24 protein-coding genes are annotated in these 26,685 nt (G+C 65.3%); 19 read left to right on the top strand and 5 right to left on the bottom strand.

The annotated features are described in order from the left end of the window. Positions 1-8 precede the first annotated feature (8 nt). Positions 9-2,942: a FecR domain-containing protein gene (locus tag RN347_RS03565; RefSeq protein WP_311960206.1), complete on the top strand. Its 2,934-nt coding sequence runs from the start codon at positions 9-11 to the stop codon at positions 2,940-2,942. Next, on the top strand, positions 2,939-5,179 hold the full coding sequence (locus RN347_RS03560) for an adenylate/guanylate cyclase domain-containing protein (protein ID WP_311960205.1): 2,241 nt from the start codon (positions 2,939-2,941) through the stop codon (positions 5,177-5,179). Before RN347_RS03565 ends, RN347_RS03560 begins: the two co-directional genes overlap by 4 nt. Before the next feature lie 24 nt (positions 5,180-5,203). Here RN347_RS03560 and RN347_RS03555 read toward each other — a convergent pair whose 3' ends face one another. Next, on the bottom strand, positions 5,204-7,024 hold the full coding sequence (locus tag RN347_RS03555; protein ID WP_311960204.1) for a cyclic nucleotide-binding and patatin-like phospholipase domain-containing protein: 1,821 nt from the start codon (positions 7,022-7,024) through the stop codon (positions 5,204-5,206). A 73-nt stretch (positions 7,025-7,097) separates the two neighbouring features. Here RN347_RS03555 and RN347_RS03550 point away from each other — a divergent pair, with 73 nt between their 5' ends. Then, on the top strand, positions 7,098-7,472 hold the full coding sequence (locus RN347_RS03550; RefSeq protein WP_311960203.1) for a DUF3307 domain-containing protein: 375 nt from the start codon (positions 7,098-7,100) through the stop codon (positions 7,470-7,472). A gap of 264 nt (positions 7,473-7,736) precedes the next feature. On the opposite strand, the gene RN347_RS03545 is transcribed toward RN347_RS03550, so the two are convergent. Beyond that, positions 7,737-8,531 carry an inositol monophosphatase family protein gene (locus RN347_RS03545; RefSeq protein WP_311960202.1) on the bottom strand — a complete coding sequence of 265 codons (795 nt, stop codon included), beginning with the start codon at positions 8,529-8,531 and terminating at the stop codon, positions 7,737-7,739. Between the two features lie 178 nt (positions 8,532-8,709). On the opposite strand from RN347_RS03545, the gene RN347_RS03540 reads away from it, so the two are divergent. From RN347_RS03540 to RN347_RS03465, 16 genes are all read left to right on the top strand, one after another. Continuing rightward, a complete protein-coding gene (locus tag RN347_RS03540; RefSeq protein ID WP_311960201.1) occupies positions 8,710-9,468 on the top strand; it encodes an RNA methyltransferase in 759 nt (252 codons plus the stop codon). Positions 9,469-9,548: 80 nt separating this feature from the next. Continuing rightward, on the top strand, positions 9,549-10,409 hold the full coding sequence (gene cysE, locus RN347_RS03535; RefSeq protein WP_311960200.1) for a serine O-acetyltransferase: 861 nt from the start codon (positions 9,549-9,551) through the stop codon (positions 10,407-10,409). 136 nt (positions 10,410-10,545) lie between these two features. Then, positions 10,546-11,013: a Fe-S cluster assembly transcriptional regulator IscR gene (iscR, locus tag RN347_RS03530; RefSeq protein WP_263584965.1), complete on the top strand. Its 468-nt coding sequence runs from the start codon at positions 10,546-10,548 to the stop codon at positions 11,011-11,013. A 35-nt stretch (positions 11,014-11,048) separates the two neighbouring features. Continuing rightward, positions 11,049-12,230 (top strand): aminotransferase class V-fold PLP-dependent enzyme, encoded by a 1,182-nt coding sequence (locus RN347_RS03525; RefSeq protein ID WP_311960199.1) that lies wholly within the window; start codon positions 11,049-11,051, stop codon positions 12,228-12,230. A gap of 50 nt (positions 12,231-12,280) precedes the next feature. Continuing rightward, positions 12,281-12,607, top strand: a complete 327-nt coding sequence (locus tag RN347_RS03520; RefSeq protein WP_263584967.1) for an iron-sulfur cluster assembly accessory protein — start codon at positions 12,281-12,283, stop codon at positions 12,605-12,607. Positions 12,608-12,750: 143 nt separating this feature from the next. After that, positions 12,751-13,176 carry a nucleoside-diphosphate kinase gene (gene ndk / locus RN347_RS03515; RefSeq protein ID WP_263584968.1) on the top strand — a complete coding sequence of 142 codons (426 nt, stop codon included), beginning with the start codon at positions 12,751-12,753 and terminating at the stop codon, positions 13,174-13,176. A 72-nt stretch (positions 13,177-13,248) separates the two neighbouring features. Further along, positions 13,249-14,433 carry a 23S rRNA (adenine(2503)-C(2))-methyltransferase RlmN gene (gene rlmN / locus RN347_RS03510; RefSeq protein ID WP_311960198.1) on the top strand — a complete coding sequence of 395 codons (1,185 nt, stop codon included), beginning with the start codon at positions 13,249-13,251 and terminating at the stop codon, positions 14,431-14,433. Positions 14,434-14,586: 153 nt separating this feature from the next. Continuing rightward, positions 14,587-15,333 (top strand): type IV pilus biogenesis/stability protein PilW, encoded by a 747-nt coding sequence (pilW, locus tag RN347_RS03505; RefSeq protein ID WP_311960197.1) that lies wholly within the window; start codon positions 14,587-14,589, stop codon positions 15,331-15,333. A 28-nt stretch (positions 15,334-15,361) separates the two neighbouring features. Beyond that, entirely contained in the window at positions 15,362-16,279 is a 918-nt protein-coding gene (locus RN347_RS03500; protein WP_311960196.1) for a RodZ domain-containing protein, read from the top strand. A gap of 8 nt (positions 16,280-16,287) precedes the next feature. Beyond that, the gene (gene ispG / locus RN347_RS03495) at positions 16,288-17,403 is read left to right on the top strand and encodes a flavodoxin-dependent (E)-4-hydroxy-3-methylbut-2-enyl-diphosphate synthase (protein ID WP_263584972.1); all 1,116 of its coding nucleotides are present in this window, start codon (positions 16,288-16,290) and stop codon (positions 17,401-17,403) included. A 50-nt stretch (positions 17,404-17,453) separates the two neighbouring features. Beyond that, positions 17,454-18,749 carry a histidine--tRNA ligase gene (hisS, locus tag RN347_RS03490; RefSeq protein ID WP_263584973.1) on the top strand — a complete coding sequence of 432 codons (1,296 nt, stop codon included), beginning with the start codon at positions 17,454-17,456 and terminating at the stop codon, positions 18,747-18,749. A 68-nt stretch (positions 18,750-18,817) separates the two neighbouring features. Further along, complete coding sequence (locus RN347_RS03485) at positions 18,818-19,474, top strand: tetratricopeptide repeat protein (protein WP_311960195.1); 657 nt, start codon at positions 18,818-18,820, stop codon at positions 19,472-19,474. Then, a complete protein-coding gene (bamB, locus tag RN347_RS03480; protein ID WP_263584975.1) occupies positions 19,474-20,655 on the top strand; it encodes an outer membrane protein assembly factor BamB in 1,182 nt (393 codons plus the stop codon). Before RN347_RS03485 ends, bamB begins: the two co-directional genes overlap by 1 nt. Next, positions 20,652-22,055, top strand: coding sequence for a ribosome biogenesis GTPase Der (gene der / locus RN347_RS03475; protein ID WP_263584976.1), 1,404 nt, complete (start codon positions 20,652-20,654; stop codon positions 22,053-22,055). The genes bamB and der overlap by 4 nt, the downstream gene beginning before the upstream one ends. Before the next feature lie 304 nt (positions 22,056-22,359). Beyond that, a complete protein-coding gene (locus RN347_RS03470) occupies positions 22,360-22,974 on the top strand; it encodes a hypothetical protein (RefSeq protein ID WP_263584977.1) in 615 nt (204 codons plus the stop codon). A 161-nt stretch (positions 22,975-23,135) separates the two neighbouring features. Next, positions 23,136-23,936 carry a M48 family metallopeptidase gene (locus RN347_RS03465; RefSeq protein ID WP_311960194.1) on the top strand — a complete coding sequence of 267 codons (801 nt, stop codon included), beginning with the start codon at positions 23,136-23,138 and terminating at the stop codon, positions 23,934-23,936. A gap of 81 nt (positions 23,937-24,017) precedes the next feature. Here the strand turns inward: RN347_RS03465 and aroE are convergent, their stop codons facing one another. The 3 genes from aroE to RN347_RS03450 all read right to left on the bottom strand — a co-directional run bounded on the left by aroE (position 24,018) and on the right by RN347_RS03450 (position 26,685). Further along, positions 24,018-24,839: a shikimate dehydrogenase gene (aroE, locus tag RN347_RS03460; RefSeq protein ID WP_311960193.1), complete on the bottom strand. Its 822-nt coding sequence runs from the start codon at positions 24,837-24,839 to the stop codon at positions 24,018-24,020. Next, positions 24,836-25,771, bottom strand: coding sequence for an oxygen-dependent coproporphyrinogen oxidase (gene hemF, locus RN347_RS03455; protein WP_311960192.1), 936 nt, complete (start codon positions 25,769-25,771; stop codon positions 24,836-24,838). The genes aroE and hemF overlap by 4 nt, the downstream gene beginning before the upstream one ends. A 71-nt stretch (positions 25,772-25,842) precedes the next feature. After that, on the bottom strand, positions 25,843-26,685 hold the full coding sequence (locus RN347_RS03450) for an oxygenase MpaB family protein (protein WP_311960191.1): 843 nt from the start codon (positions 26,683-26,685) through the stop codon (positions 25,843-25,845).

Raw genomic sequence — 26,685 nt, 5'->3', positions numbered from 1 at the left:
GTATGCCCATGAGGACGATCAAGACCCTAACCTGTACCCTCCTGTGCCTTTCAGTGCCCGCGGCGCACGCCGTCGATTACGCCGGCGTGACCGCCGCCGTCAATCAGCAGGCCAGCGGCCAGCCGCCGGGCGCGGCGCTGCGCACGATCGCGCTGGGCGACAATATCGTCATCGACGAGCGGATCGACACCAGCGACCAGGGGCTGGTGCAGCTTTTGCTGGCCGACGGCACGGCGTTCACCATCGGCCCCAACTCCTCGTTGACCATCGACCGCTTCGTCTACGACCCGCAGGCAGGCACCGCGGAAGTGGCGGCATCGCTGGGCCAGGGCGTGTTTCGCTTCATCGGCGGGCGTACTTCGAAAACTCCCGGCGGCGTCAGCCTGAATACGCCGGTCGGTACCGTCGGCATCCGCGGAGCGGTGGCCGACCTTGACTTCTCCCCGCTGGAGACGGGGCTTTCCGCGCGAATTGGGCTGGTGTTCGGCGATGAAATCACGCTCGCAGGCACCCAGGGGCGCGAGCGTCTTTACGCCGCCGGCTACTCCATCGAAGTCCCAAGTGCGGGGCAAACTCGCGTGGTCAGCACGCCAGCAAGCGCCATTAGCCGCATCCAGAGCGCGCTGGCCGGGCGCCCCGGTAGCAGCGGCGGCGCCACGCGCGTGCCCGGCAACGACACGGTGGCGCAAAGCGCGATGCCGCGTACCAACTCCGAGCGCCCGCTGGCGCTGGTGGCCACCGCCGCGCCGCGCCAGGTAGTCGACGAGCGCTCTCAGCGCGACCGGCAAGCCGAAGAGGCCAACCAGCCCCGCCCCGAATACGACGACGAACGCGATACGCTTTCACCGGCGCCCGAGCCACAACCCGAACCGGCCCCCGTGCCCGACCCCGAGCCAACACCCACACCGGAACCCGAACCGGAGCCGGAACCTACGCCCGCCCCCCAGCCAGCGCCAGAGCCCACGCCTGAACCGGAGCCTACACCCGAGCCCGAGCCCACACCCGAGCCCGAACCCACACCCGAGCCCGAACCGGAGCCCACGCCCGAGCCCGAGCCCACACCCGAGCCCGAACCGGAGCCCACACCCGAGCCCGAACCGGACCCAACACCCGAGCCCGAACCGGAGCCCACGCCCGAGCCCGAGCCGGATCCCACGCCCGAGCCCGAGCCCGAGCCTACGACGCAGATGGCTCAGCTGCGCTTTAGCGACGCAGACGGGCTCGCGACGAGCCTTCTATCCGCGGAGCTTGAAACGCAGGGCAGCCGCTATATCGCCAGTACGCCAGACGGCACGCTGACGCTTCCACGCGTCGAGCACCTGCCGGGCGAGGGCTTTACCGCCACCGACATCACCTACGCGGACGCCACCGCCACGTTCACGCAGCAGAACCTGGGCGCTCGGCGAGTGGCCGATGATATGTCGCGACCGCTTGCCGGCGTCGTTTATAGCGATGAGCAGGACTTTCAAGCGTACCTGCTCCGGGACACGAGCCAGCGCGGCTATACCCTGGTGGCAGGCCATCAGACCGACGACCCCGGCGCCGCGCTCGAAGGCTGGAGCCGCTACGGGCTGACGCCGGATCCGCGTACCCCGTATGCCAATAATGCGGGTCAGGCGCTGCCCTTTTTCATCAATGTATCTCCCGGCGGCGCGCGCACCTTCGCCACGAGCTCGGTCGAGCGGGCCATATCGACACCGGTGCACATTGCCGGCGTGGAAAACGCCGACCCGGTACTGCTCCAGGCCTGGCTGGTCACGGAAGGGCGACGCAGCGGGCTCGGCTTGACCGTGGGCAGCATCGAAAACGGCGATTTCAACGGCCTGCGCACCGGCAGCTACCGCGATACGTTCACGCAGGTGAACGGGCTCGATCAAGGCGTCCACATGGCGGGCTTTACCGCCACCGTCGACGCCGGCCAGGGCGGCGACTTTTATGGCGACGGCGCGCAGAACTTCCTGTTGAGCGCCCAGGCGGAAAGCGGCTTTCAGGATCGCCCGCTCATTCCTGAAGATTACCTGCCGGCGCAGGAGCCCTTCGCCACGACCCACGTCGCCCACCTGACCCAGCGCGAGGCGCTTCCCGAACACACCTGGGCGGGCAATAGCTACAACGGCTACTTTGCCGGCGCGCTGGAAATTGGCGCTTATCAGAACTCCCGCGTCGAAACGGTGCGCAACGACGATTATGATAGCGCCACCGTGGACTTCGCCGCCGATGGCACGCTGAGCGCCAACGTATTGCTTTCCAACGGGGTTACGGTCAGGGCCGGCGGCGGACGCGGCTTCTCGGCGTATATCAGCGATGAGATCTTCGCCGCGGCAGGGGTCGAGACGCTGCCCACCAGCGGGGTGGCCGAGCGCCAGAGCTACGTGGTGTCCGCGCAGACCTTTGGGGCGCCGAGCGAGCTCCCCTTTCTGAATGGCGTGACGCCCTGTGAATGCGACTTCCTGCAGTGGGGCTGGTGGGGCACTCGCGACGAGCTTACCGACCTGGACGAAATTCGCGGCGTCCATATGGGTAGCTGGGTCACCGGTGAGATCACCCGCATGGACGAGCTCGCCACGCTGGATTCGCTCGGCACCGCCCGCTACCTGGGCCACGCGCTGGGTAGCGTGACCAGCGGAGGCAACATCTACGCCGCCAGCGGGCAGCTCACGATGGACTGGGACTTCGCCGAGCGCGAGGGCGCGCTTTCCATTACCGGCTTCGACGAGCGCGATATTCAGGCATCGGTGTTTGCCCGAGGGGACGGCGTTGCAGCGGAGTTTGGCGGCAGCGGTCAGCTAAACGGTCACTCCTCCGTGCCAGGCACGGCCTACGTGAGAGGCGCGATGGTCAACGCACCGGGCGAGGTCGCCAAAGGCGTCATTGGCAGCTTCAGCGCGCGTGAACATGCGCTCGACTGGTCCGCCACCGGCGTATTCATGGGGGAGCGTTGAAGGATTCGGTCGCTCCTGCGCCCGCCAAGCGCAAGGGCGCCTCTTCGCGGGGGCGCCGGCGTCGCTGGGTGTGGGCCGTGGGCATGGCGAGCCTGGCGCTGGTATTGCTGGCCGCCGCCAGCGGGCGAACGCCGCTCGAGCGGCTGACGCACCAGACCTTCGATCTGTATCAGATTCTCAAGCCCAGAAGCCAAGCCGGCGCGCCGGTCACGGTGGTCGATATCGACGAAGCGTCGCTTGGCGAGCTTGGCCAGTGGCCCTGGTCGCGGGCGCTGATCGCGCGCATGGTCGAGCAACTGGGCGAGATGGGCGCGGCCGCGATCGTCTTCGACATGGTGTTCGCCGAGCCGGATCGCACCTCGCCCGCCGCCCTGACGCGCCAGCTGGCGCGCGCCGGCATCGATATCGAGCTGCCGCCGGCGCTGGCGCGGCTGGACAATGACGCCCTGCTGGCCGAGGCGTTTGCCCGCTATCCGGTCGTCGCGGGCCTGGCGCTCTCCGATGAACAGCGCCGCGCGCTGCCCGCGCCCAAGGCGGGCTTCGCCTGGGGCGGCCACGACCCGCGCACGCTGCTGCGCGATGTCGCCGGGGGCGTGGCCAATCTGGACGTGCTCGACGGCGCCGCCACCGGACTTGGGGTGTTCTCCTTTGCCCGCAGCCATGACGGGGTCGTGCGCCGTCTGCCGCTGATCCAGCAGGCCGGCGGGCAGGTTTATCCGGCGCTGGCGCTCGAAGCGCTGCGCGTGGCTCAAGGCGCCAGCGGCTATATCGTTCGCACCACGGCGGCCAGCGGCCAGTTCGACAGCGGCGTGCCGGCCATCGTCGACCTGCGCGCCGGTGCGTTCACCGCGCCGACCGGCCCCGAGGGCTGGATGTGGGTGTACTACTCGGGCCTGGCGGACATGGTATCGATTCCGGCGGCAAGACTGCTCGACGACGATGCCCTGAGCCGCTTTGCACCAATGGTCAGCGGCCATATCGTGTTGATCGGCACCAGCGCGCTGGGGCTTCGCGACCTGGTGGCCACGCCGGTCGACGCGGCGATGCCCGGCGTCAACGTGCACGCCGAGATGATCGACCAGATCATGGGCCAGCAGTTTCTCGTGCGCCCGGACTGGGCCGTCGGGTTTGAGGTCACCCTCACCCTGCTGGCGGGGCTTTTGCTGATCGTGCTGGCCGCGCGCGGCGGTGCGCTGGTCACCAGCGCCGCGGCGCTGTCACTGCTTTGCGCCGTCATCGCGCTCTCCTGGGGCGCATTTGCCCTGCGCGCCTGGCTTGTCGACCCGCTGCTGCCCGCCGCCGGTCTTCTGGCGGTGTTTCTCACCACCATGCCGCTTTTGCTGCTGCTGACCGATGTCGAAAAGCGCTTCGTGCGAAGCGCCTTTAGCCGCTATCTCTCCCCCACGCTGGTGGACCGGCTGGCGGAGCACCCCCAGGCACTGACGCTCGGCGGCGAGACCCGCGAACTGACGCTGCTGTTTTCCGACATTCGCGGGTTCACCACACTCTCCGAAACGCTGGACCCGGATGCGCTGACCACGCTGCTCAACGACTTTCTCACCCCCATGACCGACGTGCTGATGGCATCGAACGCCACCATCGACAAGTACATGGGCGATGCCATCATGGCGTTCTGGAACGCGCCCTTGCCCCTTGCCAATCACCCGCGGCGTGCGTGCCTGGCGGCGCTTGCGATGAGCGCGCGGCTCCAGACACTCAACCAGCGGTGGAAAACGCCGGTTTCGATCGGCATCGGTCTGCATACCGGGCCTGCCTGTGTGGGGAACCTCGGCTCGGCTCAGCGCTTCTCCTACTCGGCGATCGGCGATAGCGTCAATCTCGCCTCTCGGGTGGAAGGACTGACCAAAAGCTACGGGGTGGAAATTCTGGTGACTGAAACCGTGCGAGACCAGAGCCCGGGGCTGGCCTTTCTGGAAGTCGATCGCGTGCGCGTGGTGGGTCGGCGCGCGCCGGTTGTGCTCTATACCCTGCTGGGCGATGAAGCCACCGCCCGGAGCGCGGATTTCATCACCCTATCGAAGGCGCACCGGCAACTGATGCAATACTGGTACGCCGCGGAGCCTGCTGCTGCCGAGCACACCCTGCACGATATTCGCCGTTTGGCGCCACCGACGCTGGAAGGCCTTTACGCTCTGTACGCCCGGCGTTTGCAGGCCATGATCGCGAAGCCTGCGCCGGCTGGCTGGGACGGCGTGTTCGATGCGCAGAGCAAGTAGCTGTTGCCTAAAAGAGTGCGGACCTCAAGCCTTTGGCGGCGCAGAAAGCAGCGCCTCGACGCTGCCGACGGCGTCGAGCTGTGCCTGCGTCCAGGCGTAGGCGGCGGCCTCCTGCTCGCGGGTACGACGCCAATCGAGAATCGACATGCCCGCCACCGCCGGCGGCTGAAGCAGCACGTCCGGCGCCAGATTGAGCTGGGTCAGGGTACGGCGGCTGGTCACGGTCATCGACTCCGCCACGATTTCGATGACGCCGGGAAAACTCTCGTCTCGGGCGCGCCGGGCGAGCACCTGCCCCAGCAAGCGATAGCGCCCGGGCAGCGACGCGTAGGGCTGGGTCGCGCGCACCGGCGCCCCGGAGGAGAGCGAAATGGCCACGTTGGTCCCCGGATTGAGCGCGCGCATCGGCCCCAGCGGCACGTTGTTGAGAATGCCGCCATCCACCAGCACGTCGCCGTCTTCCTTGACGAACGGCGCCACCGCCGCCGGAATCGAGCAGGAGGCGCGAATCGCCTCCCAGGCCGGCCCGAAGCGGTGCTGCTCGGTTTCACCCCGGGTAAGATTCGCGGAAATGGCGAAGGCGTTGAACGGGCAGTCCTCCAGGGTCAGCTCACCGTAGCGACGCTGGAGCTCGCGGTCGAAATGGTGATGATCGAACAGCCCGAAGCGCGGCACGGTCAAGCGGCTAAAGGCGCGCCGGCGTAGAAAGAAGTGTTCGAACGCCTCGACAAACGTGGCCGGGTCGCGGCCGCTGGCGAACTCCACGGTCACGCTCGACCCGACGCTGGTGCCGCCGAAGAGATCGAAGGTGGCGCCGGCCTCTAAAAGCGCGCGCATGACGCCAAAGTGGCCCGCGCCCAGCGCCCCGCCGCCGCCGAACACCATGCCGCGGGCACGGCCAGTCAGAAATCGCGCCAGCCGCTGGATATCGCCACCCTGGTCCAGCGCCACGTGGTGATGTAAATGAACCGAGCGCCCTTCGAGCCAGTCGCGGGTAGCGGTGATCGGCTGGCTTGCGCGCTCGCGCCACAGCGCCAGCGACACGTCGCGCGGGTCGAGCAGGGCGCAGGCGTAACTCTCGAGCGGATTAGGCGGCACCGCACCGCGACCGGCCTGCCCGGCCTCGCCGATCAGCAAAAGCGCATCGCAGTGGCGCAACACGGCGCGATCGAACGCCTCGTTCCCCCGCCCGGTGATCGAAACCAGCCGCTGACAGGAACGCTCCTGGGCGGCGAGCCACTCGTGCAGGTTGTCTCGGGCGGGGTCCAGGCCAGGCGGAAGCGTCCCCTGATGGACGAATACCACGTCTTCCAGGCTACCCAGCACCTCGCACAGCGTGTCGATGAAGGAGGCCGGCGGCGGCGTCGGCCCGGCCATGCACAGGCCGATATGGCGTGGCGGCTGCGCCTTTAGCGCCGGCGCCGTGGCGCTGGCCACCGCCAGGCGGCTACCCAGCGCCGCCAACAGCACCTGATTGAACATCGGCACCTCAGCCACCAGAGCGTCAAAGGTCGCGCGCGTCAGCACCAGTACGTCACTGTCGCGGGCAGCGCGCACATCGGCGGTGCGGGTTTCACCAGCAAAAAAGGCAATTTCACCGATCGGCTGGCCGGCGCCGAGCTCGGCCACCCGCCGCACACCGTCGCGTAGCACCTCGAAGCGCCCCTGAACGACCAGATAGAGGTGGTCGGCTGCCTCGCCCTGATGCACGAGATACTCGCCGCGCAGGATCGTGCGATACTCGAGTCGCTGGGCAAGCCGTTCGAGCTGATCGGCGGGCAAGCGGGCGAACAGCTCGATGCGCGAGAGCATACGCAGGTAGTCAGGCGAGTGGGCATCAGTCATGGGTCAGGCTCCAGCCATAGCGGCGCGCGGATCGACAGCGGCGCCAACAACAGTAACGATTCGGAGTATCACGATGGTGTCTCTGGTTTCCCTGTGCACGCTCTATATCGCCTTCGTGCTCAAGCATTTTATCGCCGATTATCTGCTGCAGACGCGTCGCATCGCCGAGGCCAAGGCGAACAATTCGCTGCCGCTGGTACTGCTGCACGTCAGTGGCCATGGCCTGGGAACGCTACTCATCGTTCTCTTCGTGGCGCCATCGCTTTGGTGGCTGTCGCTCATCGACCTGCTGGTGCATCTGTGCATCGATCTTGGCAAGAGCGCGGCCAACCGCCGGCTTGGCCTGACCCCGAGCCACACGCCGTTCTGGTGGCTGCTCGGCGCCGACCAGGCGCTCCATCAGCTCACGCACTTCGTGTTGATCATCGTACTGCTCACGGCGATGTAAAAGGCGCCGCGCGAAAGCAAGCGCCGTGCCCACGAGTCTAGGGCAGTTGATACTGAATTTTAAGCGATATTTGCCTGATAAATTCGTTAGATATGAGACATTCGAGACGTTTGGCGCCGCCGCTCGACCAGGCAGCTGGGGTAATCTCAACGGCGCCGGCGCACGCCGTTTTGCTTCAAAGTTTGCGCCCGGGGCTGTTCCAACCCACAAAAACGCCCTGCCGATGTCGGCAGGGCGTTTTTGTGATCGAGGCGTGCGTTTCGCTTAAACGTGCGGCGCCAGCTGCTTGATCAACGCCTTGTAAAGGCGGGGGCCGGCGGCCATCAGTTGGCCTTCGGGTTTGACCGAGGGCTGACCCTGGAGGGTGCCGATCAGCGCGCCGGCTTCTTTCAGAAGCAGCGTGCCGACCTGCAGGTCCTGCTCTTCGAGCCCCAGCACGAAAGCGCTGTCGACGCGCCCGCAGGCGAGCTCGCAAATATCCAAAAGGCCGCTGCCGGTGGCGATCAGGGTGTCGGTTTGCGGGGCGATGTGCTGCGCCACGCTCAGGTACGCCGGCAGGTGCGCTTCGCGCAGCCAGGACGGCGGCAGGCTCATCGCCATGCGGGTACCGGGGAGCGCGGTGGACTTGCTCACGCGCATGCGCTTGTCGTTGTGCTGGGCGCCGCTGCCGCGGCTGACGATGTACTCGTCGTCGCCAAACGGCGCGATGATGACGGCATGTTCGGGCCGCCCCTTGATCAGACACACCACTGTGAGTGCAAAGCCTTTACCCGCCACGGATACGTTGGAGTAGCCGTGAAGCGGTTCAATCTTCCAGAGGGTCTCGGCGCCGTCGCCTTCGCCCGCTTTATGCGCGGTGTAGCGACCGGTCACGCCGTGCTGCGGATAGCCGCGATCGAGCTGGTGCACGATCGTGGCTTCGGCCTTGCGCGCGGTATCTTCCAACAGGCGCTCGAGGCTGGATTCCTCGTGGGCGTTTTCGATACGTTCGCGAACGCGTAAGAATTGTTCGGCGGCGCCACGCGCGGCGCGCAGCGCAAACTGGACCATCGGATTCATGATCAAACCTTGTCACAGTGATGTTAAAGAACGTTGGGCCGCCCGGATAAAACCAGGTAACGATTCCAGGTAAGGATGGGGGTGGGCGAACCTTTGGCGCGCAATTCTAACAGAGCCCCCTCGGGCTTGCTATCGACTCATGCTAAACTGCGCGTTTTCATCATTACCGAGCCTTTTCATGCTTGAGCGCATTCGCATCGTTCTTATCGGCACCAGTCATCCTGGCAACATTGGCGCCGTGGCCCGCGCCATGCACAACATGGGTCTGGCAGATTTACGTCTGGTCGCGCCGCGCTGCGAAGTGATCACTCAGGAGAGCATTTCGCGCGCCTCCGGCGCGGATCACCTGCTGCACAGCGCCCAGGTGGTCGAGACGCTGGAAGAGGCGGTGGCGGATGCCACTCTGGCCGTAGGCGCCAGCGCCCGCTCGCGCACCCTCCCCTGGCCGATGCTCACCCCGCGTGAGCTCGGTGGCCGGCTTTCGGGCGAGTGCCGGGCCGACAACGCCCGCGTGGCGCTGGTATTCGGCCGCGAGGATAGCGGGCTGACCAACGCCGAGCTTCAGCGCTGCCACGCCCACGTGCACATTCCCACCAACGCGGATTTCAGCTCGCTGAACCTGGCGGCGGCGGTGCAGGTCGTGGCCTACGAGTGCCGCCTGGCCTGGCTCGACGGCAAGCCAAGCGCCTGCCCCCAGAATGAGGCTGAGCTGGATACCGAGACCGAGCTCGCCACCCATGAGGAGCTCGAGCGCTACTTCGAGCACCTGGAGCGCACGCTGATCGCGATCGACTTTCACGACCCGGCCAAGCCGCGCCAGCTGATGGCCAGGCTTCGAAGGCTCTACCTGCGCGCCCGGGTCGAGAAGATTGAGATGGGCATCCTGCGCGGCGTGCTCACCGCGACAGAAAAAGCGGCCGCTGACAAGGCGCGCTAAACTACCTGTCAGACTCGAATTCGAATGCGGCTACGTTAGAGCTCGAAGCGCCGCGCCGTCGCCAGGACGAAGGACCCTACATGTTTGAACGTTTGCGTGAAGATATTAACAGCGTGTTCGACCGCGACCCGGCGGCGCGCAACTTTCTCGAAGTGCTGACCAACTACCCAGGGCTTCACGCGCTGCTGCTACACCGTGGCGCCCACTGGCTCTGGAAGAAGAACCTCAAGTGGTTGGCGCGCAGCATTTCGACCTTCGGGCGCTGGCTCACCGGTATCGAGATTCACCCGGGGGCGACCATCGGGCGGCGCTTTTTCATCGACCACGGCATGGGCGTGGTGATCGGCGAGACGGCCACGGTCGGCGATAACGTCACCCTGTATCAGGGTGTGACCCTGGGCGGCACCAGCTGGAACAAGGGCAAGCGCCACCCGACCCTGGGCGACGGCGTGATCGTCGGGGCCGGTGCGAAAATTCTGGGCCCGTTCACCGTCGGCGCCGGGGCGAAGGTGGGCTCCAACGCGGTGGTCACCAAGGAGGTGCCCGCCGGCGCCACGGTCGTAGGCATTCCCGGCAAGGTCGTCCAGCGCCCGGACCCGGACGTCGAAGCGGCACTCGAGGTCGACCCGGCCCGGCGCGAGGCGATCTGCCAGAAATTCGGCTTCGATGCTTATGGCGTGAGCCAGGACATGCCCGACCCCGTCGCCCGCTCGATGCAGGCGATGCTCGATCACATGCACGCCGTCGACGGACGCCTGGAGCGCATGTGCGCCACCCTCAAAAAGCTCGATGCCGGCTACCGCGAGGGAAAGCTCCCCGAACTCAACAGCGACGACTTCGCCGACGTGCTCGACGAGCCCACCCCGGGCTGTGAAAGCGTCGACGCCGCCCATACGCGCGCACGTTCGAACAGTCCAGAGAGCGAAACGCCCCGGCACTGACTCGACCGCCCGTTGATCCCACCGCTCCAGGCGGCGCGGGCCATGCGCGCCACAATAGTTGACCAAAGTACTCGGGATTTCCCATAATGGTCCCACACTTTCGTCCGTGCGCTCATGACCAGCACCGGGATACCCTATGCGTTTGACCACCAAAGGCCGTTACGCCGTGACGGCGATGCTCGATCTGGCGCTGCACGCCGAGCAGGGCCCGACGTGTTTGAACGATATTTCCAAACGTCAGGAAATTTCGCTTTCCTATCTCGAGCAGCTCTTTGCCAGGCTGCGCCGGGCGGGGCTGGTCAAGAGCGTACGTGGCCCAGGCGGTGGCTACCTGCTGGCCCGCGGGCTCGACGACATCAGCGTGTCTCAGGTGATCGATGCAGTCGACGAGCGTGTCGACGCTACGCGCTGCCAGGGCATGTCGGATTGCCAACAGGGCGATATCTGCTTAACTCACTATCTATGGTGCGAGCTCTCCAACCAGATTCGTCAGTTTCTCGATGACGTCACTCTGGCAAAGCTCGCCAGGCGCCCGGACGTGCTGCAAACGGCCACCCGTCAGCGCCACCGCGTCGATGCGAGCATTCTCGCCTCGTCGCAATGACCGCCCTTTTACCATTTGATGAGCCGCTGGACACCATGCCGACAACCTCCGCTCCCCCGCTCCCCGTTTATCTGGACTACGCCGCCACCACGCCGGTGGACGAGCGCGTGGCCGCGGTCATGCAGCGCTATCTGACGGTGGATCAGCTGTTCGCCAACCCGGCCTCGCGTAGCCACATGCTTGGCTGGCAGGCAGAGCAGGCCGTCGAGCAGGCGCGCCGCCAGGTCGCCGATGCGATCAACGCCGACCCGCGGGAAATCGTCTGGACCAGCGGCGCTACCGAAGCCGACAACCTGGCGCTGACCGGCTTCATGCGCGCCAATCGCGAACGCGGCATGCACCTGGTGACCTCCACCATCGAGCACAAGGCAGTGGTGGATACCGCCAGGGCGCTCGAAAGCGAGGGTTTCGAGGTCACCTGGCTCACGCCGGGGCCGGATGGCCGCGTTACCCCCGAGCAGCTTGAAAGCGCGCTTCGCGACGACACCACGCTGGTATCGTTGATGGCGGTCAACAACGAGCTTGGCACCGTCAACGACCTCAAGGCGCTGGCTGACACCACCCACGGCTTCGGCGCGGCGTTTCACACCGACGCCGCTCAGGCGGTGGGGCGAATCGAGCTTGACGTGGCCGCCCAGCAGGTGGATTTGATGTCGCTATCGGCGCACAAGGCCTACGGGCCGAAGGGAATCGGCGCGCTTTATGTGAAACGCCACCCGGATATTCGTGTCGAAGCCTTGATTCACGGCGGCGGTCACGAACGCGGCATGCGCTCCGGCACCCTCCCCACTCATCAGATTGCGGGCATGGGCGAGGCGTTTGCGCTGATGAACGAGGTCGGCGAGGCTGACCGCGCCCATATCGACGCGCTCAAGGCGCGCTTCATGGCCGGGCTTGCCGATATCGGCGGCGTGCACGTCAACTCGCCAACCAAACATAGCGTGGCGAGCATCGTCAACGTGGCGTTCGAAGGCGTGGACGGCGAGGCGCTGTTAATGGCGCTGCGCGATGTGGCGGTATCGACGGGTTCGGCGTGCAACTCGGCAAGTGTAGAGCCCTCTTATGTACTGCTGAATATTGGCGTGCCGCGGGCGCTGGCCCACGCGTCGCTGCGTTTTAGCTTTGGGCGCTTTACCACCGAACACGACATCGATCACGCGCTCGGTCTGATGCGTCACGCGCTTGGCGGGCTTCGCACCCCGCAAGCCTCCAACTGATCTTCATCGGACGGCTCTACTCAAGACCGACACTTTCAAGGAGCATGCCAATGGCAACCCTCACGATTACGCCCAACGCCGCCAAACAGATCCGTCACGTGCTGGACGAGCGTGGTCAGGGGCTTGGCCTTCGCGTCGCCGTCAAGCCCAGCGGCTGCTCGGGCTACAGCTACGTGCTGGACTTCGCCGATGAAGCGAAAGCGGACGAAGTCCGTTTTGAAGAGCACGGTGCCTGCGTGTTCGTCGACCCTGAAGCGCTTGCGATGCTCAACGGCAGCGAAGTCGATTACGTCAGCGAAGGGCTCAATCGCTACTTTCGCTTCAACAACCCCAACGTCAAGGACGAGTGCGGCTGCGGCGAGAGCTTCACCGTTTAGCCGAATCGGTATTCATCCCCGGTGGGAGGCGCTATAATCGCGCCCACTTTGCCGGGCGGGCGCCGTACCGGCTTTTGATCACCTTGTGCGCCGCTTCGCAAGAAGCGGCACTTTCTGTTTTAGACCCCCAAAGGAGTTACACCATGGCGACTGAACGCACTCTGTCCATCATCAAGCCCGACGCCGTTGCCAAGAACGCGATCGGCGAGATCATCGCCCGTTTCGAAAAGGCCGGCCTCAAGGTCGTAGCCGCCAAAATGCAGCACCTTAGTGAGGAGAAAGCCGGCGGTTTCTACGCCGAGCACAAGGAGCGCCCGTTCTTCAAGGATCTGGTCGGCTTCATGACCTCCGGGCCGGTCGTGGTACAGGTACTCGAAGGTGAAGGCGCGATCGCCAAAAACCGTGACCTGATGGGCGCGACCAACCCGAAAGAAGCCGAAGCCGGCACCATCCGCGCCGATTTCGCTGAAACCATCGATGCCAACGCCGTTCACGGCTCCGACTCTGCCGAGAGTGCCGAGCGCGAGATCGCCTACTTCTTCGGCAACGACGAGATCTGCCCGCGCTAAGAGCGCCGACTCGAACCGCGTTGCTGGCCATTTTCGCGGGGGCTCGCCCCCGCCCTTTCCAAGCGCTGAGCCATGACCACCACCGTAGCCCAACACACGCCCGAGGCGAACGCCGCCACTCAATCCACGCCAAACGACTCGACCGCCCCGGCACGGGAAAACCTGCTGGGGCTTTCGCGCGCGCAGATGGAGGCGTTTTTCCTCTCCATCGGCGAGAAGAAATTTCGCGCCGCCCAGCTGATGAAGTGGATTCACCAGGAAGGCATCGATGACTTTTCCGCGATGACCAACCTCTCAAAGGCGCTGCGTGAAAAGCTCGCCAAGGTGGCGGAAATCCGCGGGCCGGCGGTGGTCTACGAAGGCACCTCCTCGGACGGTACCCGCAAGTGGGTGCTCGAGGTGGAAGACGGCAGCTACGTGGAAACGGTCTTGATCCCGGCGGAAAACGGCAAGCGGCGCACGCTCTGCGTGTCGTCGCAGGTGGGCTGTTCGCTGGACTGCAGCTTCTGCTCCACGGGCAAGCAGGGCTTTCAGCGCAACCTCACCGCCGCCGAGATCATCGGCCAGGTGTGGGTCGCCCAGAGAAGCGTCGGCCCGCGCCGCGATACCGCCAATCGTCCGGTGACCAACGTGGTCATGATGGGCATGGGCGAGCCGCTTTTGAACTTCGACAACGTCGTGCCGGCGATGAAGCTGATGCTCGACGACAGCGGCTACGGGCTTTCCAAGCGCCGGGTAACGCTCTCGACCTCCGGCGTGGTCCCGATGCTCGACAAACTCGGCGACGAGATCGACGTAAGCCTAGCGATTTCGCTGCACGCGGCGACCGACGAGCTTCGAAACGAACTGGTGCCGATCAACCGCAAGTACAACATCCGCTCGCTTCTGGACGCCTGCCATCGGTATCTCGCCAAGTGCCCGGAAAACCGGCAGGTCACCATCGAGTACACCCTGATCAAGGATGTGAACGATCAGCAGGAGCACGCCGAGCAGCTCGCCGCGCTTTTGAAAGAGCTCGCTTGCAAGATCAACCTGATCCCGTTCAATCCGTTCCCGAATTCCGGCTACGAGAAGCCGTCTCGTAACCAGGTCATGCGCTTTCAGCAGTGGCTTTATGATCTTGGCTACAACGCCACCGTGCGCATGACCCGCGGCGACGACATCGATGCCGCCTGTGGGCAGCTGGTGGGTCGCGTGAAAGACCGCACCAAGCGCAGCGCACGCTACATTCAGTCGGTCCAGCTCGACGCCGACTAACGCGCCTTGACTTCCGTTTCACACAGCGCTTTGATGAACCCTGTTTTAACCCGGCATAATGACGCAATTACTGCCCGGGCCCGGCGAAAGCCGCCGTTTTATCAAGGACCGGCGCCCATGGCGGCGGGTTAATATTCACTCACGAGGGCGACCATGATTGGCTACGGTAGGCGCACCACCTTCCTTCGAGTACCGGCGCTGTCCATTATAATGGGCAGCCTGATACTCGCCGGGTGCGCCACGCAAGGCCCCAGTCCCTCGTCGCAAACCGGTCAGGACGCCGCCGACGCTTACAGCCAGCTGGGCGTGGCCTATCTGGAGCGCGGCAACCTGTCCCGGGCGCTCAACGCGCTCGACCGCGCCATCGAAATCGACCCCCGCCACGCCGAGGCACTTCAAGGCATGGCGCTTGTGTATCAGCAGCAGGGCGAAACTCAGCTGGCCACCCGCTATTTTGAAGAGGCCGTCAGCGCCGCCCCCTCCTTTACTCGCGCGCGTAACAACTACGCGGCGTTTTTATATCAGCAGGGCCAGTACCGTCAGGCCTGCGAACAGCTGGAAATCGCATCGACCGATGCCCAGTACGCCAACCGCGCCCAGCTTTTCACCAACCTGGGGCAGTGCTACATGGCGCTCGACGATGTCAGCCGCGCGCGCGAGCGCTTCGTGCGCGCCCAGAGTATCGACCCGCGGAGTCCGCGCGGGTATTTGATGTTAGCCGAACTGGAAGTTTCTCAGGGCAATTTCGAGCGCGCCTGGGCGCCGCTGCAAAGTTATCTGCAGCTGGCAGGCCCGGACCGACAGGCGCTGACGTTGGCCGCCTCTGTTGCCCGCGCTCGGGGCGACGAACAGGCCGCCGCCGAGTATCAGCGTCAGTCGATGGCCGCAAGCGCCCCCTGATCACCTAATTATTGAAGGATGCTCAGCCATGAGCGACATGCATTTACACGAGAATACCGCGACCACCACCGCCTCACCCGGCGAGCTTTTGAGCCGTCAGCGTGAACAGCTCGGCGTGGCGCTCTCCGACGCCGCCCGGGCGCTCAATTTGCGCCCGGCCGTGGTCGAAGGCCTGGAGCGCGACCAGTACGACGAAATTCCCGTAGCCGCTTATCGCCGCGGCTATCTGCGTGCCTACGCCAAGTATCTGGGCATGGACGAACACCTGGTGCTCGACGCCTACAAGGCACGCTTTGGCACTGCCGAGGCCGAGCGCAAGGTGGCGCCGGTCACGACCTCGCGCCCGCCTTCGCGCGTCGGCGCCTGGCTTTTCAAGCTGGTCACGCTATTGGTGATCGCCGGGTTGATCGGCGTGACGGTGATGTGGTGGCAAAGCCGCGGCGGCAGCGAGCCGCCGAGCATGGGAGCGGCCCCCTCCGCCGAAGAGCAGAGCCAGCTCGACGCCGCCCAGCAGGACGCAGCGCTGCCCGATACGCCGGTCTCCGCCCCGGCTCCCTCTGATGCGGCCACTGGCCAGACCGGTGGCACCGACGTCAACGACAGCGCCGCGCTGGAGGCCGCCGCCGAGCCCGAGCCGGTAGAACTTTCCGAGACCGCCATCGACGCCGCGCTTGCGCTGGTCGAGGCGCAAAACCAGGGCGATGCCAATACGCTCGAGTTGAGCTTCGCCGAGCAGTCCTGGACCGAAATTTTCGATGCCAACAACCAGCGCGTGTTCGTGGGCCTGCAAACGCCGGGCACCACGGCAACGGTTGAAGGCGAGCCGCCTTTTCGACTCACCATTGGTAACGCGACCGGCGTGACGCTTGACTACATGGGCGAATCCGTCGATCTCGCTCAGCGCGCCGGTGCCAATAACGTTGCCCGCTTTACTCTAGGAGAGTGATCCGTCCCATGCACGCCCCTTCTCCAATCAAGCGCCGCCCTTCCCGTCAGATTCACGTCGGCAAGGTCGCGGTCGGCGGCGATGCCCCCATCGCCGTACAGAGCATGACCAACACCAACACGCTGGATGTCGACGCCACCGTCGGCCAGATCCAGCAGTTGGAAAAGGCCGGTGCCGATATCGTGCGCGTCTCGGTGCCGGACATGGACGCCGCCGAGGCGTTCGGGCGCATCAAGCAACGCGTTGACGTGCCGCTGGTCGCGGACATCCACTTCGACTACAAGATCGCGCTGCGCGTGGCCGAACTCGGCGTTGATTGCCTGCGCATCAACCCGGGCAACATTGGCCGCGAGGACCGCGTCAAGGCGGTGGTCAACGCCGCCCGCGATCACGGCATTCCGATTCGCATCGGCGTCAACGCAGGCTCGCTCGAAAAGGATCTGCAGAAGAAGTACGGCGAGCCGACCCCGGCGGCGCTGGTGGAATCCGCCATGCGCCATATCGACTACCTCGACCGGCTCGACTTCCAGGAGTTCAAGGTCAGCGTCAAGGCCTCGGACGTGTTCATGGCGGTCGCCGCCTACCGTGATCTCGCCGCGCGCATCGAGCAGCCGCTGCACCTGGGGATCACCGAGGCGGGCGGGCTGCGTTCGGGCACGGTAAAATCCTCGATCGGCCTCGGGATGCTGTTGATGGACGGCATCGGCGACACCATTCGCGTGTCGCTGGCCGCCGACCCGGTCGAGGAGATCAAGGTCGGTTTCGACATGCTCAAGAGTCTGAAGCTGCGTGCCAAGGGCATCAACTTCATCGCCTGCCCGAGCTGCTCGCGCCAGAACTTCGACGTCATCGACACCATGAACCAGCTCGAAGAGCGTTTGGAAGACGTCATGACGCCGCTCGACGTCTCGGTGATCGGCTGCGTGGTCAACGGCCCGGGCGAAGCCAAGGAGACCGATATCGGCCTGACCGGCGGCTCACCGGCGAATCTGGTCTACATCGACGGTAAGCCCGCGAGCAAGCTTCGCAACGAGCACCTGGTCGACGACCTGGAAGCCCTGATTCGCGAAAAGGTTCGCCTCAAACAGCAGCAGCAAGACGCCGTTATCACCAAAAGCGTATAACGTCGCGCAAGACGGGAAGCCTGGCTTTTCGTGCTTACAAGGAGTTTTCATTGAGCAAGTCCGGTACCAAAAAGATCCAGGCGATCCGCGGGATGAACGATCTGCTGCCCAGCGACAGCCCCCGCTGGCAGTTTTTCGAAGCGAAAGTGCGCCAGATCATGCAGCGCTACGCCTTCGATGAAATCCGCATGCCCATCGTCGAACAGACGGCACTCTTCGCCCGCTCGATCGGCGAAGTGACCGATATCGTCGAAAAAGAGATGTACACCTTCGAGGACCGAAACGGCGATAGCCTGACGCTGCGCCCGGAGGGCACCGCAAGCTGCGTACGCGCGGCCATGGAGCATGGCCTGCTCTACAACCAGACCCAGCGGCTCTGGTACCAGGGGCCGATGTTTCGCCACGAGCGCCCGCAGAAGGGCCGCTACCGCCAGTTCCACCAGGTCGGCGTGGAAGCCTACGGCTTCGAAGGCCCGGACATCGACGCCGAGGTGATTCTGCTCTCGGCCCGGCTCTGGAAGGAGCTGGGGCTTTTCGAGCACGTCACCCTCGAACTCAATTCACTCGGCTCGCTCGAGGCGCGGGCGGCCTACCGCGATACGCTGGTGGCCTACTTCAACGAGCATTTCGAGCTTCTCGACGAGGACTCCGTGCGTCGCCTTGAAAGCAATCCGCTGCGCATTCTGGATTCCAAGAATCCGGCCATGGCCGAGATGCTCGACGCCGCGCCGCAGCTTCTGGATCACCTGGACGAGGCCTCCATCGAGCACTTCGAGTCGCTGAAAGCCATGCTCGACGCCGCCGGTATCGGCTACGTGGTCAACCCGCGCCTCGTTCGCGGGCTCGACTACTACTCGCGCACGGTGTTCGAGTGGACCACCACCGCGCTTGGAAGCCAGGGCACGGTATGCGCCGGCGGGCGCTACGACGGCCTGGTCGAGCAGCTCGGCGGCAAGCCCACCCCGGCGGTGGGCTTCGCCATGGGCATCGAACGGTTGATTCTGCTGCTCGACACCCTCGATCTCGTCCCGGATGAGGCGCTCGGCAAAAGCGACGTCTACCTGATGGCAATGGACGACACCGCCACCACCGCCGCGCTGACGCTGGCCGAAACGCTCAGAGCCGAGCTTCCCGCGCTGAAGCTGCAGCTACACTGCGGCGGCGGCAGCTTCAAAAGCCGCATGAAGAAGGCCGACAAGAGCGACGCGGCCATCGCCCTGCTACTGGGTGAAGACGAAGTGGCCAACCAGACGGTCACGCTCAAGTTCTTGCGCGACGATCGCGAGCAGCAAAGCGTCGCGCAGGCAGCGCTTGTTGCAACGCTTGATGAGCTGATCATCCGCTAACCCGATCAATTGTGGCGGATCCCGAGGCTTGTCCCGGGGCCCGCCATGCCCGAACAAGGAGACCGCCCGTGGCGGAGCTGAGAAGCGAAGAAGAGCAGCTTGATGTGATCAAGCGCTGGTGGAAAGAGAACGGCACCTCGCTGATCGCGGGGGCAGTGATCGCCGCGGCCGGTGTGTTCGGCTGGCACGCCTGGCAAGACTACCAGGAAGGCCAGGCAGCGGCGGCGTCCGTGCGCTACCAGCAGCTTCTGACCATCGCCAACCTGCCAGAGCAAGGCGCCGAGCAGCTCGATAGCGCCAAACAGCTGGTCAATGAGCTCAACGACGACTACGGCAGCACGCTCTACGCCGAGCTCGGTTTGCTGCTCGAAGCGCGCCTGGCGGTGGGTCAGAACGATCTCGATGGCGCCCGGGAGGCGCTCGAGCGCGCCGCCGACGGTGCTTCGCGCGATTACGTTAAGAGCCTGGCCTGGCTTCGCCTGGCGCGTATCGAGATTGCCCAGGGCAACCCGGAGCAGGCGCTAGAGCTTTTGGACGAGCCGATCGTCGACGCTCTGGCCGCTCAGCGGCTCGACGTTCGCGGCGATGCCTACGCCGCCCTTGGCGATCGCGACAACGCGCGCAAGGCGTGGCAAGAGGCGCTGGCCGCCGACGGGCAGAGCCAGTCACTTTACGGCATACAGTTTAAGCTAGACGACCTTGGCGCCAAGGAGGCGACCTCCTAATGACGATCAGCCTTTCCCAACCGTTGATTTCCAAAACGCTGCTGCGCACCGCCCTCGGCGCGGCAGCGTTGGCACTTCTGGCCGGCTGCGCGAGCAAGGGTGAACCCACCAACGCGCCGACCCCGCTGACCAGTTTCAACGAGACCACGACGGTGTCGAACGTGTGGCGGCAAAACGTCGGTGACGGCCTGGGCCGCGCCCGCTACCCGATCGCGCCCGCCCGCGAAGGCAATACCGTGTTCGCCGCCGACGCCCAGGGCGTGGTCATGGCGCTGAATGCGACCAACGGCAACCGCCAGTGGCGTATCGAGCTCGACACGCCGCTTTCCAGCGCGCTGAACGCCATTGCCGGCCAGCTCTATCTGGGCACGCGCAACGGCGAAGTGATCTCGATCGATCAAAGCGATGGCAGCATCAACTGGCGCTCGCGGGTCTCCAGCGAAGTGCTGGCCGCCCCCCAGGCTAACCCGCAGCTTCTGATCGTGCAGAGCGTGGACGGCCAGGTCACCGCGCTCGACCGCGCCACCGGCCAGGAGCGCTGGGTCTATACCAGCAACCAGCCGGCGCTGACCCTACGCGGCACCGGCACGCCCATGGTGATCGAGCCGGTCACCTTCGTCGGCTCTGCCAACGGCCGTTTGACGACGCTGGATAACCGCAGCGGCCAGCCGCTTTGGGATCAGCAGATCGCCACGCCCCGCGGGCGCAGCGAAGTCGAGCGGCTGGTCGATCTGGCCGGTCAGCCGGTACTCAGCCAGGACGGCCGCCTGTTCGTGACCAGCTACAACGGCCGCGTCGTGGCGCTCGAGGCCACCCAGGGCGGCGTGCTGTGGGAAACCAATCTCTCCAGCCGTCATACACCGGTGCTGGTCGGCAACGCGCTGTTCGTCGTCACTGACGACAGCCAGATCGTGGCCCTCGATGCCAACAGCGGCCAGGAGATCTGGCGCAACTCGGCGCTCGAAGATCGTCAGCTGACCGCTCCCGCCTTCGTCGATGGCCGCCTGGCCGTCGGAGATTTCGAAGGCTACGTACACCTGATCGACGCCCGCGAAGGTTCGATCGTTGGCCGCACGCGGGTGCATAAATCCGGTATTACCCTGCGCCCGGTCAGCGAAGGCAGCACCCTCCATGTACAGGCCAACAATGGCCGGCTGCAAACGTTGGAAATCGCTCCATGACACCCGTCATTGCATTGGTCGGTCGGCCCAACGTGGGCAAATCGACCCTGTTCAACCGCCTGACGCGCTCTCGCGACGCGCTGGTGGCCGACTTTCCCGGCCTCACCCGTGATCGCAAGTACGGCAACGGCCTGCTGGGCAACAAGGCCTACACCGTCATCGACACCGGCGGTATCAGCGGTGACGAGGAAGGTATCGACGCGGCGATGGCCGAGCAGTCGCTGGCCGCCATCGACGAAGCCGACATCGTGCTGTTTCTGGTCGACGGCCGCGCCGGGCTCAACGTCGCCGACGAGGCGATCGCCAACCACCTGCGGGTCAATCAGAAAAAGACCTGGCTGGTGGTCAACAAGACCGACGGGCTCGAAGAGCACTCGGCCATGGGCGATTTCTGGGGCTTGGGCATCGGTGATCCCTGGCCGATCGCCGCCGCCCACGGGCGCAACGTCTCGCAGTTGATCGACATCGTGCTCGCGCCGTTTCCCGAGCGCGACGCCGACATTCCCGCCGACACCGGCACCAAGGGCATTCGCATCGGCGTCATCGGCCGGCCCAACGTGGGTAAATCCACCCTGGTCAACCGGCTGCTCGGCGAGGAGCGCGTGGTGGTGTTCGACGAGGCGGGCACCACGCGTGACGCCATCGAGATTCCCTTCGAGCGCCGCGGCAAGCCCTATGTGCTGGTCGATACCGCAGGCGTGCGGCGGCGCAAGAACGTCAGCGAGATCGCCGAGAAGTTCTCGATCATCAAGACGCTGGACGCGATCAAGGAGTGCCACGTCGCCATCATGGTGCTGGATGCGCGAAGCGGGCTGGTCGAGCAGGACTTGCACCTGTTGGACTACGTGCTGACCACCGGCCGGGCGCTGGTGCTGGCGGTGAACAAGTGGGACGGGCTCGAGCATGAAGCCCGGGAGACGATGCGCAGCCAGATCAAGCGCCGGCTGGGCTTTGCCGACTACGCCGAGATGCACTTCATCTCGGCGCTGCACGGCACCGCCGTGGGCGATCTCTACCCCTCGATCGAGCGCGCGTTCGACGCCGCCAACGCCCACTGGTCGACCAACCGCCTGACCACGCTCTTGCAGGATGCCGTCAGCCAGCACCCGCCGCCCATGATCAACGGCCGGCGCATCAAGCTGCGCATGGCCCACCAGGGCGGCAGCAACCCGCCGATCATCGTGGTCCACGGCAACCAGACGAGCTCGCTACCGGAAGCGTACCGGCGCTACCTGACCAATACCTTCCGCAAGGTACTCAAGGTGCGCGGCACGCCGATGCGCTTCGAGTTCCGTTCCGGCGACAACCCGTACGACAACATGGCCGGCGCCAGCGACAAGGAAAAGGCCAAAAAACGCGAACTGGGCCGCACGAAAGAGGCGCGTCAGAAACGCCGCTGAGCGTGCCTCCCCCGCCCGAACAAGCGCCCGTCTCGAGACGGGCGTTTTTTTAGCTTCTCGCTCACCCCGGCAGCGCTTTGCGCTGCATCGCTGGCTAGCGCCTGCTCCTACAACGACCCAGTGGTATAAGCGCACGCCAACCGTAGGAGCCGAATTCATTCGGCGATGGCGGCGGCAAGCCGCCCTTGCTCGACGGCTCGCGCGATCTCTGGCCTGGTATGCAAACCAGTTGACAAAGCACGGCGCGCTACCTCAAATAGCCCCACTCCAGCGGTTTTATCGTTGGCTCTTTTCAGGAGGTCTCATGCGTTACTTACGTGCTCGCGTTCGCTGGCTCGCGCTTTTGAGCGTCACCGTGTGGCTTGCCGGCTGTATGGCCATGCCGCAAACCGCCTTCAACGCTTTTCGCCTGTCGGTGACCTCGGCCACCGTCGAGAACGTGCGGGTCGGTTCGTTCGATTTGAACCGCGGGCTCGATACCGCAAGCCTTCCCGCCATGCTGGCCTCGAGCGTGCGCTCAGGAAGCCTGCCGATTCAGGCCACCCTCGCACTCGGGTTGGATCTGCCGCGGGGCATGCCGGCGGTGAACATGGCGGGCTTCAACTGGGCACTCGATATGCCCGGGGCGGACCCGGTCACCGGGCGCTACGGTGAAACCGTGTCGCTGACGCCGGGCGCGGGGCCGAACCTTCGCCTGCCGCTGTCGCTCGACGTGCTCGCCAGCGACCCGCAGCGCCTGCGCCCGATGATCGACCTGGCCCGTGAACTGGCTGCCCGCGGCTCGCTGCCCCAGGGAAGCGAGCTTGCGATCACGCCGGGAAGCCTGAGTGGGCTGGGCGTGACGCTGCCCGCCGGGGTACTGACACCGACGCTGCGCTTCAACGTCGGCCCCGACGGTCAGCTCTCTCAAATACGCTAGCTCACGCACGCCAGTGTTGGCGGCGCGGCCCCAAGCGTGCAGTCTGGCGAATTCGCCGCCCGCATTTGCCCGATCGCTGCGTTATGATAAAACTACTCGAAACGGGTCGTTTTGAAACGGATCATTCACCTTCATATGGCTTTTGCCGACAAGGAATTTTTATGCGCTGGCTTCGCCCTTTCGCCGTTACCGCGCTGTGCGCTTCGCTCGCCGCCTGTAGCACCTCGCCCACTGGCCGCTCGCAGCTATTGCTGTTATCGGATGCCGAGCTGAATCAGATGGGCCAGCAGGCGTTTTCCCAGTATCAGCAGGACGTGCCGATGGGTGATCAGGCGAGCCTGCGCTACGTGCAGTGCATCACCAATGCCATCGTCGACGTGCTGCCGGAGCGCCAGCGGAGCATGGACTGGCAGGTGCGCGTGTTCGAGTCCGAGCAGCCCAACGCCTTCGCCCTACCCGGCGGCTACATGGGGGTGAACACCGGCATGCTCGATATCGCTACCAGCCAGGACCAGCTCGCCTCGGTCGTGGGCCACGAAATCGGCCACGTGCTGGCCAACCACGCCAACGAGCGCGCCTCGACCGAAAGCGCGACCTCATTAGGGCTGTCGGTGATCTCCAGCGCCGCGGGCCAGTCCGCTGGCGGCCAGCAACTCATGGGCGTGCTGGGCATGGGCGCGCAGTACGGCATCGCGCTGCCGTTTTCGCGGACTCACGAAAGCGAGGCGGACACCATCGGTCAGAACCTGATGGCCCAGGCCGGTTTCGACCCGCGGGAAGGCGTGACGCTGTGGGAGAACATGCAGGCGGCGTCCAGCGGCGGCGCGCCGCCCGTGTGGCTTTCGACCCACCCAAGCCAGGGCCAGCGTATCGAAGGGCTGCAGGCCACCATGGGCCAGGCCGTGTCGCTCTACGAGCAGGCCAGAAGCCAGGGGCGCACGCCGAACTGCCCGCGCCCCTGAGCGCGCAGGACTTTCTTCAAGTACCTTTCTTGAATCCCTTCGCCGGTCAGGCGCGTCCTACGCGCCTGACCGGGCAGGCGCTCACCCTTCAATCAGCGTTTTTCTTAAAAGCGCCTGCACCGGTGCTGTTTCCGGGCGCACGTTCTGCCAGATAAAAAACGCCTCTGCGGCCTGCTCGACCAGCATGCCGAGCCCGTCGATGGTGCGCGCCCCGCGCATTTGTGCCCACTGTAAAAAGACCGTGGGGGCGGCGGCGTACATCATGTCATAGGCGACCGCATCGGGTTCGAACAGCGTTTCGGGCAGCGGGGGCAGTTCGCCGGCAAGGCTTGCGCTGGTGCCGTTGATGACCAGATCGAAACGCCCGGAGAGCACCTCATAACCGCCGCCAGATACAGTGCCAAGATCGCGAAAGTCCGCGGCCAGCGCCTCGGCCCTGGCGCCGGTACGGTTGGCGATGACAAGCTCGCGCGGGGCTTCATTCAGCAGCGGCTCGAGCACGCCGCGCACCGCGCCGCCGGCCCCCAGAATCAGCACGCGTTTGCCCGCCAGGGGCACCTCACAGGCCTTCAAATCCCGCAGCAGGCCGATGCCGTCGGTATTGTCACCAAAAACACGCCCGTTCTGGCCGAGGCTGAGCGTATTCACCGCGCCGGCGCGTCGGGCGCGCAGGCTTTGCGTATCGCAAAGTGCGAACGCCTGCTGCTTGAAGGGCACGGTGACGTTGGCGCCGCGCCCGCCGCTTTCGCAAAACGCACGCCAGGCCGCCTCGAAGCCATCAAGCGGGGCGAGCTCGGCAGTGTACGCCAGCGGTTTGCCGGTCTGCGCAGCGAAGGCCTGGTGAATCATCGGCGATTTGGAGTGTTTGACCGGGTTGCCCAGCACGCAGTAACGGCTGCTCATGCGCTCACTCCCGCCTTTTCGGCTTCGGCCAGCCAGTCGCGGGGCGTCAGGTAGTCGTCCAGGTGCGCCTCCGGGCTTCCCGGGCCCGGCGTGTAGCCGTACTCCCAGCGCGCCAGCGGCGGCATCGACATCAGAATGGACTCGGTGCGCCCGCCGCTTTGCAGACCAAACAGCGTGCCGCGGTCCCATACCAGGTTGAACTCGACGTAGCGTCCACGCCGGTAGAGCTGGAACTCGCGCTCCTGCTCGCCCCAGGGCGTGTCGCGCCGGCGACGGGTGATCGGCAGGTAAGCTTCCAGGAAGCTGTCGCCCACGGCGCGCTGAAAGGCGAAGGCCGTCTCGAAATCCGGCTCGTTCAAATCATCGAAAAATAGCCCGCCCACACCGCGGGTCTCGTCGCGATGCTTGAGGTAAAAATACTCGTCACACCACGCCTTGTAGCGCGGGTAGACGTCCTCACCGAAAGGCGCGCAGGCCGTTTGGGCCACCCGGTGCCAGTGCACGACGTCCTCGAACACCGGGTAGTACGGCGTCAGGTCGATCCCGCCGCCAAACCACCACACTGGCGCCTCGCCCTCCTTTTCGGCGATGAAAAAGCGCACGTTGCCATGACTGGTGGGCACGTGCGGATTCTCCGGGTGCAGCACCCAGGAGACGCCCACGGCGTGAAAACTGCGCCCGGCAAGCTCCGGGCGCGAGGCGGTGGCCGAGGGCGGCAACGTCTCGCCGAAAACGTGGGAGTAGTTGACGCCGCCCTTTTCGAACAGCGCGCCGTTTTCGATCACCCGTGAGCGCCCCCCGCCGCCAGCTTCACGCTGCCAGCTCTCTTCTCTGAAGGTGCCGCGCCCGTCCGTGTCGGCCAGCGCCTCGCAGAGCCGGTCCTGCAGGTTCATCAGGTAGGTTTTAACGTCGTCCAGATGCTCGTGGGCCACAGTGTCTCCAAAGCCGTGCAGGGTAGACGTCAATGGTAAGGGGTAAAGCAGAAGCGGTGAAGGGGCGGCGCTCAGTCACGGCGCTGAAAGCGCACCAGCGCGCGGCGGTAGGCGCCGCTTCGCACCGCGCGACTGATCATCGGCATCGCGCTTTTGATGCCGGCGCGCACCAGCCGGCGCTGCACCCGGGGCATGTCGAGCGACAGCATTCGGGCGCCCCACTCGGGCAGAAGATCGATACCGGCGCGCATGAACAAGGCGCCTGCCGGGCCCAGAATCAGGTGGCGCGGCGGCGCGCTCAAAAGAACCCGCACCACGTCGCGGGTGCGCTCATCAAACACCAGCTCGCCTCGCTTGGCCTCTAAATACACCGCCACCGCTTCGCGGCTATCCGGCACCTGGCGGGCGCCGAGCGCCTCGGCGATGCAGGCGGTTTCGAAAAAGTAGCGGTCCTGCTCCGCCGCGCCGAGCGACGGGTTTCGGTACACCAGGTGCGCGGCCATGAAGCGGCTCATCTCCGCCACGTGCACCCAGGTGAGCAGGTCCGGGGCGTCGGCGGCGTAGGCGCGACCATCGGCGGCGTGACCGCGTACCTTCGCGTGGACCCGGCGTACCCGAGCGATCGACTCTTCCGCCTGGGCGAAATCGGCGAAGCTGGTGGTGGCGATGAAGTCGCTGGTGCGCCGCAGGCGCCCGACCATGTCGTGGCGAAAGTTGGAGTGATCCCACACGCCGGCGAGCGCCAGCGGATGCAGCATTTGTAACAGCAGCGCGCTGATGCCGCCGCACATCATCGGCGTAAAGTCGCCGTGAATACGGCGCACAAGGCCACCTTCCGGGAACGGCCCGGGGTTTTCGTCGGCCCGCGCCGCGCCGAGCCTGGCCACCATGGCGTCGTACAGAAAGTGGCTCAT

The organism is Halomonas sp. PAMB 3264, assembly GCF_031954245.1.
GTDB lineage: Bacteria > Pseudomonadota > Gammaproteobacteria > Pseudomonadales > Halomonadaceae > Vreelandella.
Note: the sequence above shows the minus strand (reverse complement) of the source record. Positions and strands in the feature narration are given on the sequence as shown.

Excerpts from the sequence above, each read along its gene's own strand:
- cysE (WP_311960200.1), top strand. The coding sequence starts at position 9,549 with ATGTTTGAACGTTTGCGTGAAGATATTAACAGCGTGTTCGACCGCGAC.
- pilW (WP_311960197.1), top strand. The coding sequence starts at position 14,587 with ATGATTGGCTACGGTAGGCGCACCACCTTCCTTCGAGTACCGGCGCTG.
- ndk (WP_263584968.1), top strand. The coding sequence starts at position 12,751 with ATGGCGACTGAACGCACTCTGTCCATCATCAAGCCCGACGCCGTTGCC.
- RN347_RS03550 (WP_311960203.1), top strand. The coding sequence starts at position 7,098 with ATGGTGTCTCTGGTTTCCCTGTGCACGCTCTATATCGCCTTCGTGCTC.
- RN347_RS03520 (WP_263584967.1), top strand. The coding sequence starts at position 12,281 with ATGGCAACCCTCACGATTACGCCCAACGCCGCCAAACAGATCCGTCAC.
- RN347_RS03540 (WP_311960201.1), top strand. The coding sequence starts at position 8,710 with ATGCTTGAGCGCATTCGCATCGTTCTTATCGGCACCAGTCATCCTGGC.
- RN347_RS03465 (WP_311960194.1), top strand. The coding sequence starts at position 23,136 with ATGCGCTGGCTTCGCCCTTTCGCCGTTACCGCGCTGTGCGCTTCGCTC.
- RN347_RS03525 (WP_311960199.1), top strand. The coding sequence starts at position 11,049 with ATGCCGACAACCTCCGCTCCCCCGCTCCCCGTTTATCTGGACTACGCC.
- RN347_RS03545 (WP_311960202.1), bottom strand. The coding sequence starts at position 8,531 with ATGAATCCGATGGTCCAGTTTGCGCTGCGCGCCGCGCGTGGCGCCGCC.
- aroE (WP_311960193.1), bottom strand. The coding sequence starts at position 24,839 with ATGAGCAGCCGTTACTGCGTGCTGGGCAACCCGGTCAAACACTCCAAA.
- bamB (WP_263584975.1), top strand. The coding sequence starts at position 19,474 with ATGACGATCAGCCTTTCCCAACCGTTGATTTCCAAAACGCTGCTGCGC.
- RN347_RS03565 (WP_311960206.1), top strand. The coding sequence starts at position 9 with ATGAGGACGATCAAGACCCTAACCTGTACCCTCCTGTGCCTTTCAGTG.
- RN347_RS03450 (WP_311960191.1), bottom strand. The coding sequence starts at position 26,685 with ATGAGCCACTTTCTGTACGACGCCATGGTGGCCAGGCTCGGCGCGGCG.
- RN347_RS03500 (WP_311960196.1), top strand. The coding sequence starts at position 15,362 with ATGAGCGACATGCATTTACACGAGAATACCGCGACCACCACCGCCTCA.
- rlmN (WP_311960198.1), top strand. The coding sequence starts at position 13,249 with ATGACCACCACCGTAGCCCAACACACGCCCGAGGCGAACGCCGCCACT.
- RN347_RS03470 (WP_263584977.1), top strand. The coding sequence starts at position 22,360 with ATGCGTTACTTACGTGCTCGCGTTCGCTGGCTCGCGCTTTTGAGCGTC.
- RN347_RS03555 (WP_311960204.1), bottom strand. The coding sequence starts at position 7,024 with ATGACTGATGCCCACTCGCCTGACTACCTGCGTATGCTCTCGCGCATC.
- iscR (WP_263584965.1), top strand. The coding sequence starts at position 10,546 with ATGCGTTTGACCACCAAAGGCCGTTACGCCGTGACGGCGATGCTCGAT.
- der (WP_263584976.1), top strand. The coding sequence starts at position 20,652 with ATGACACCCGTCATTGCATTGGTCGGTCGGCCCAACGTGGGCAAATCG.
- ispG (WP_263584972.1), top strand. The coding sequence starts at position 16,288 with ATGCACGCCCCTTCTCCAATCAAGCGCCGCCCTTCCCGTCAGATTCAC.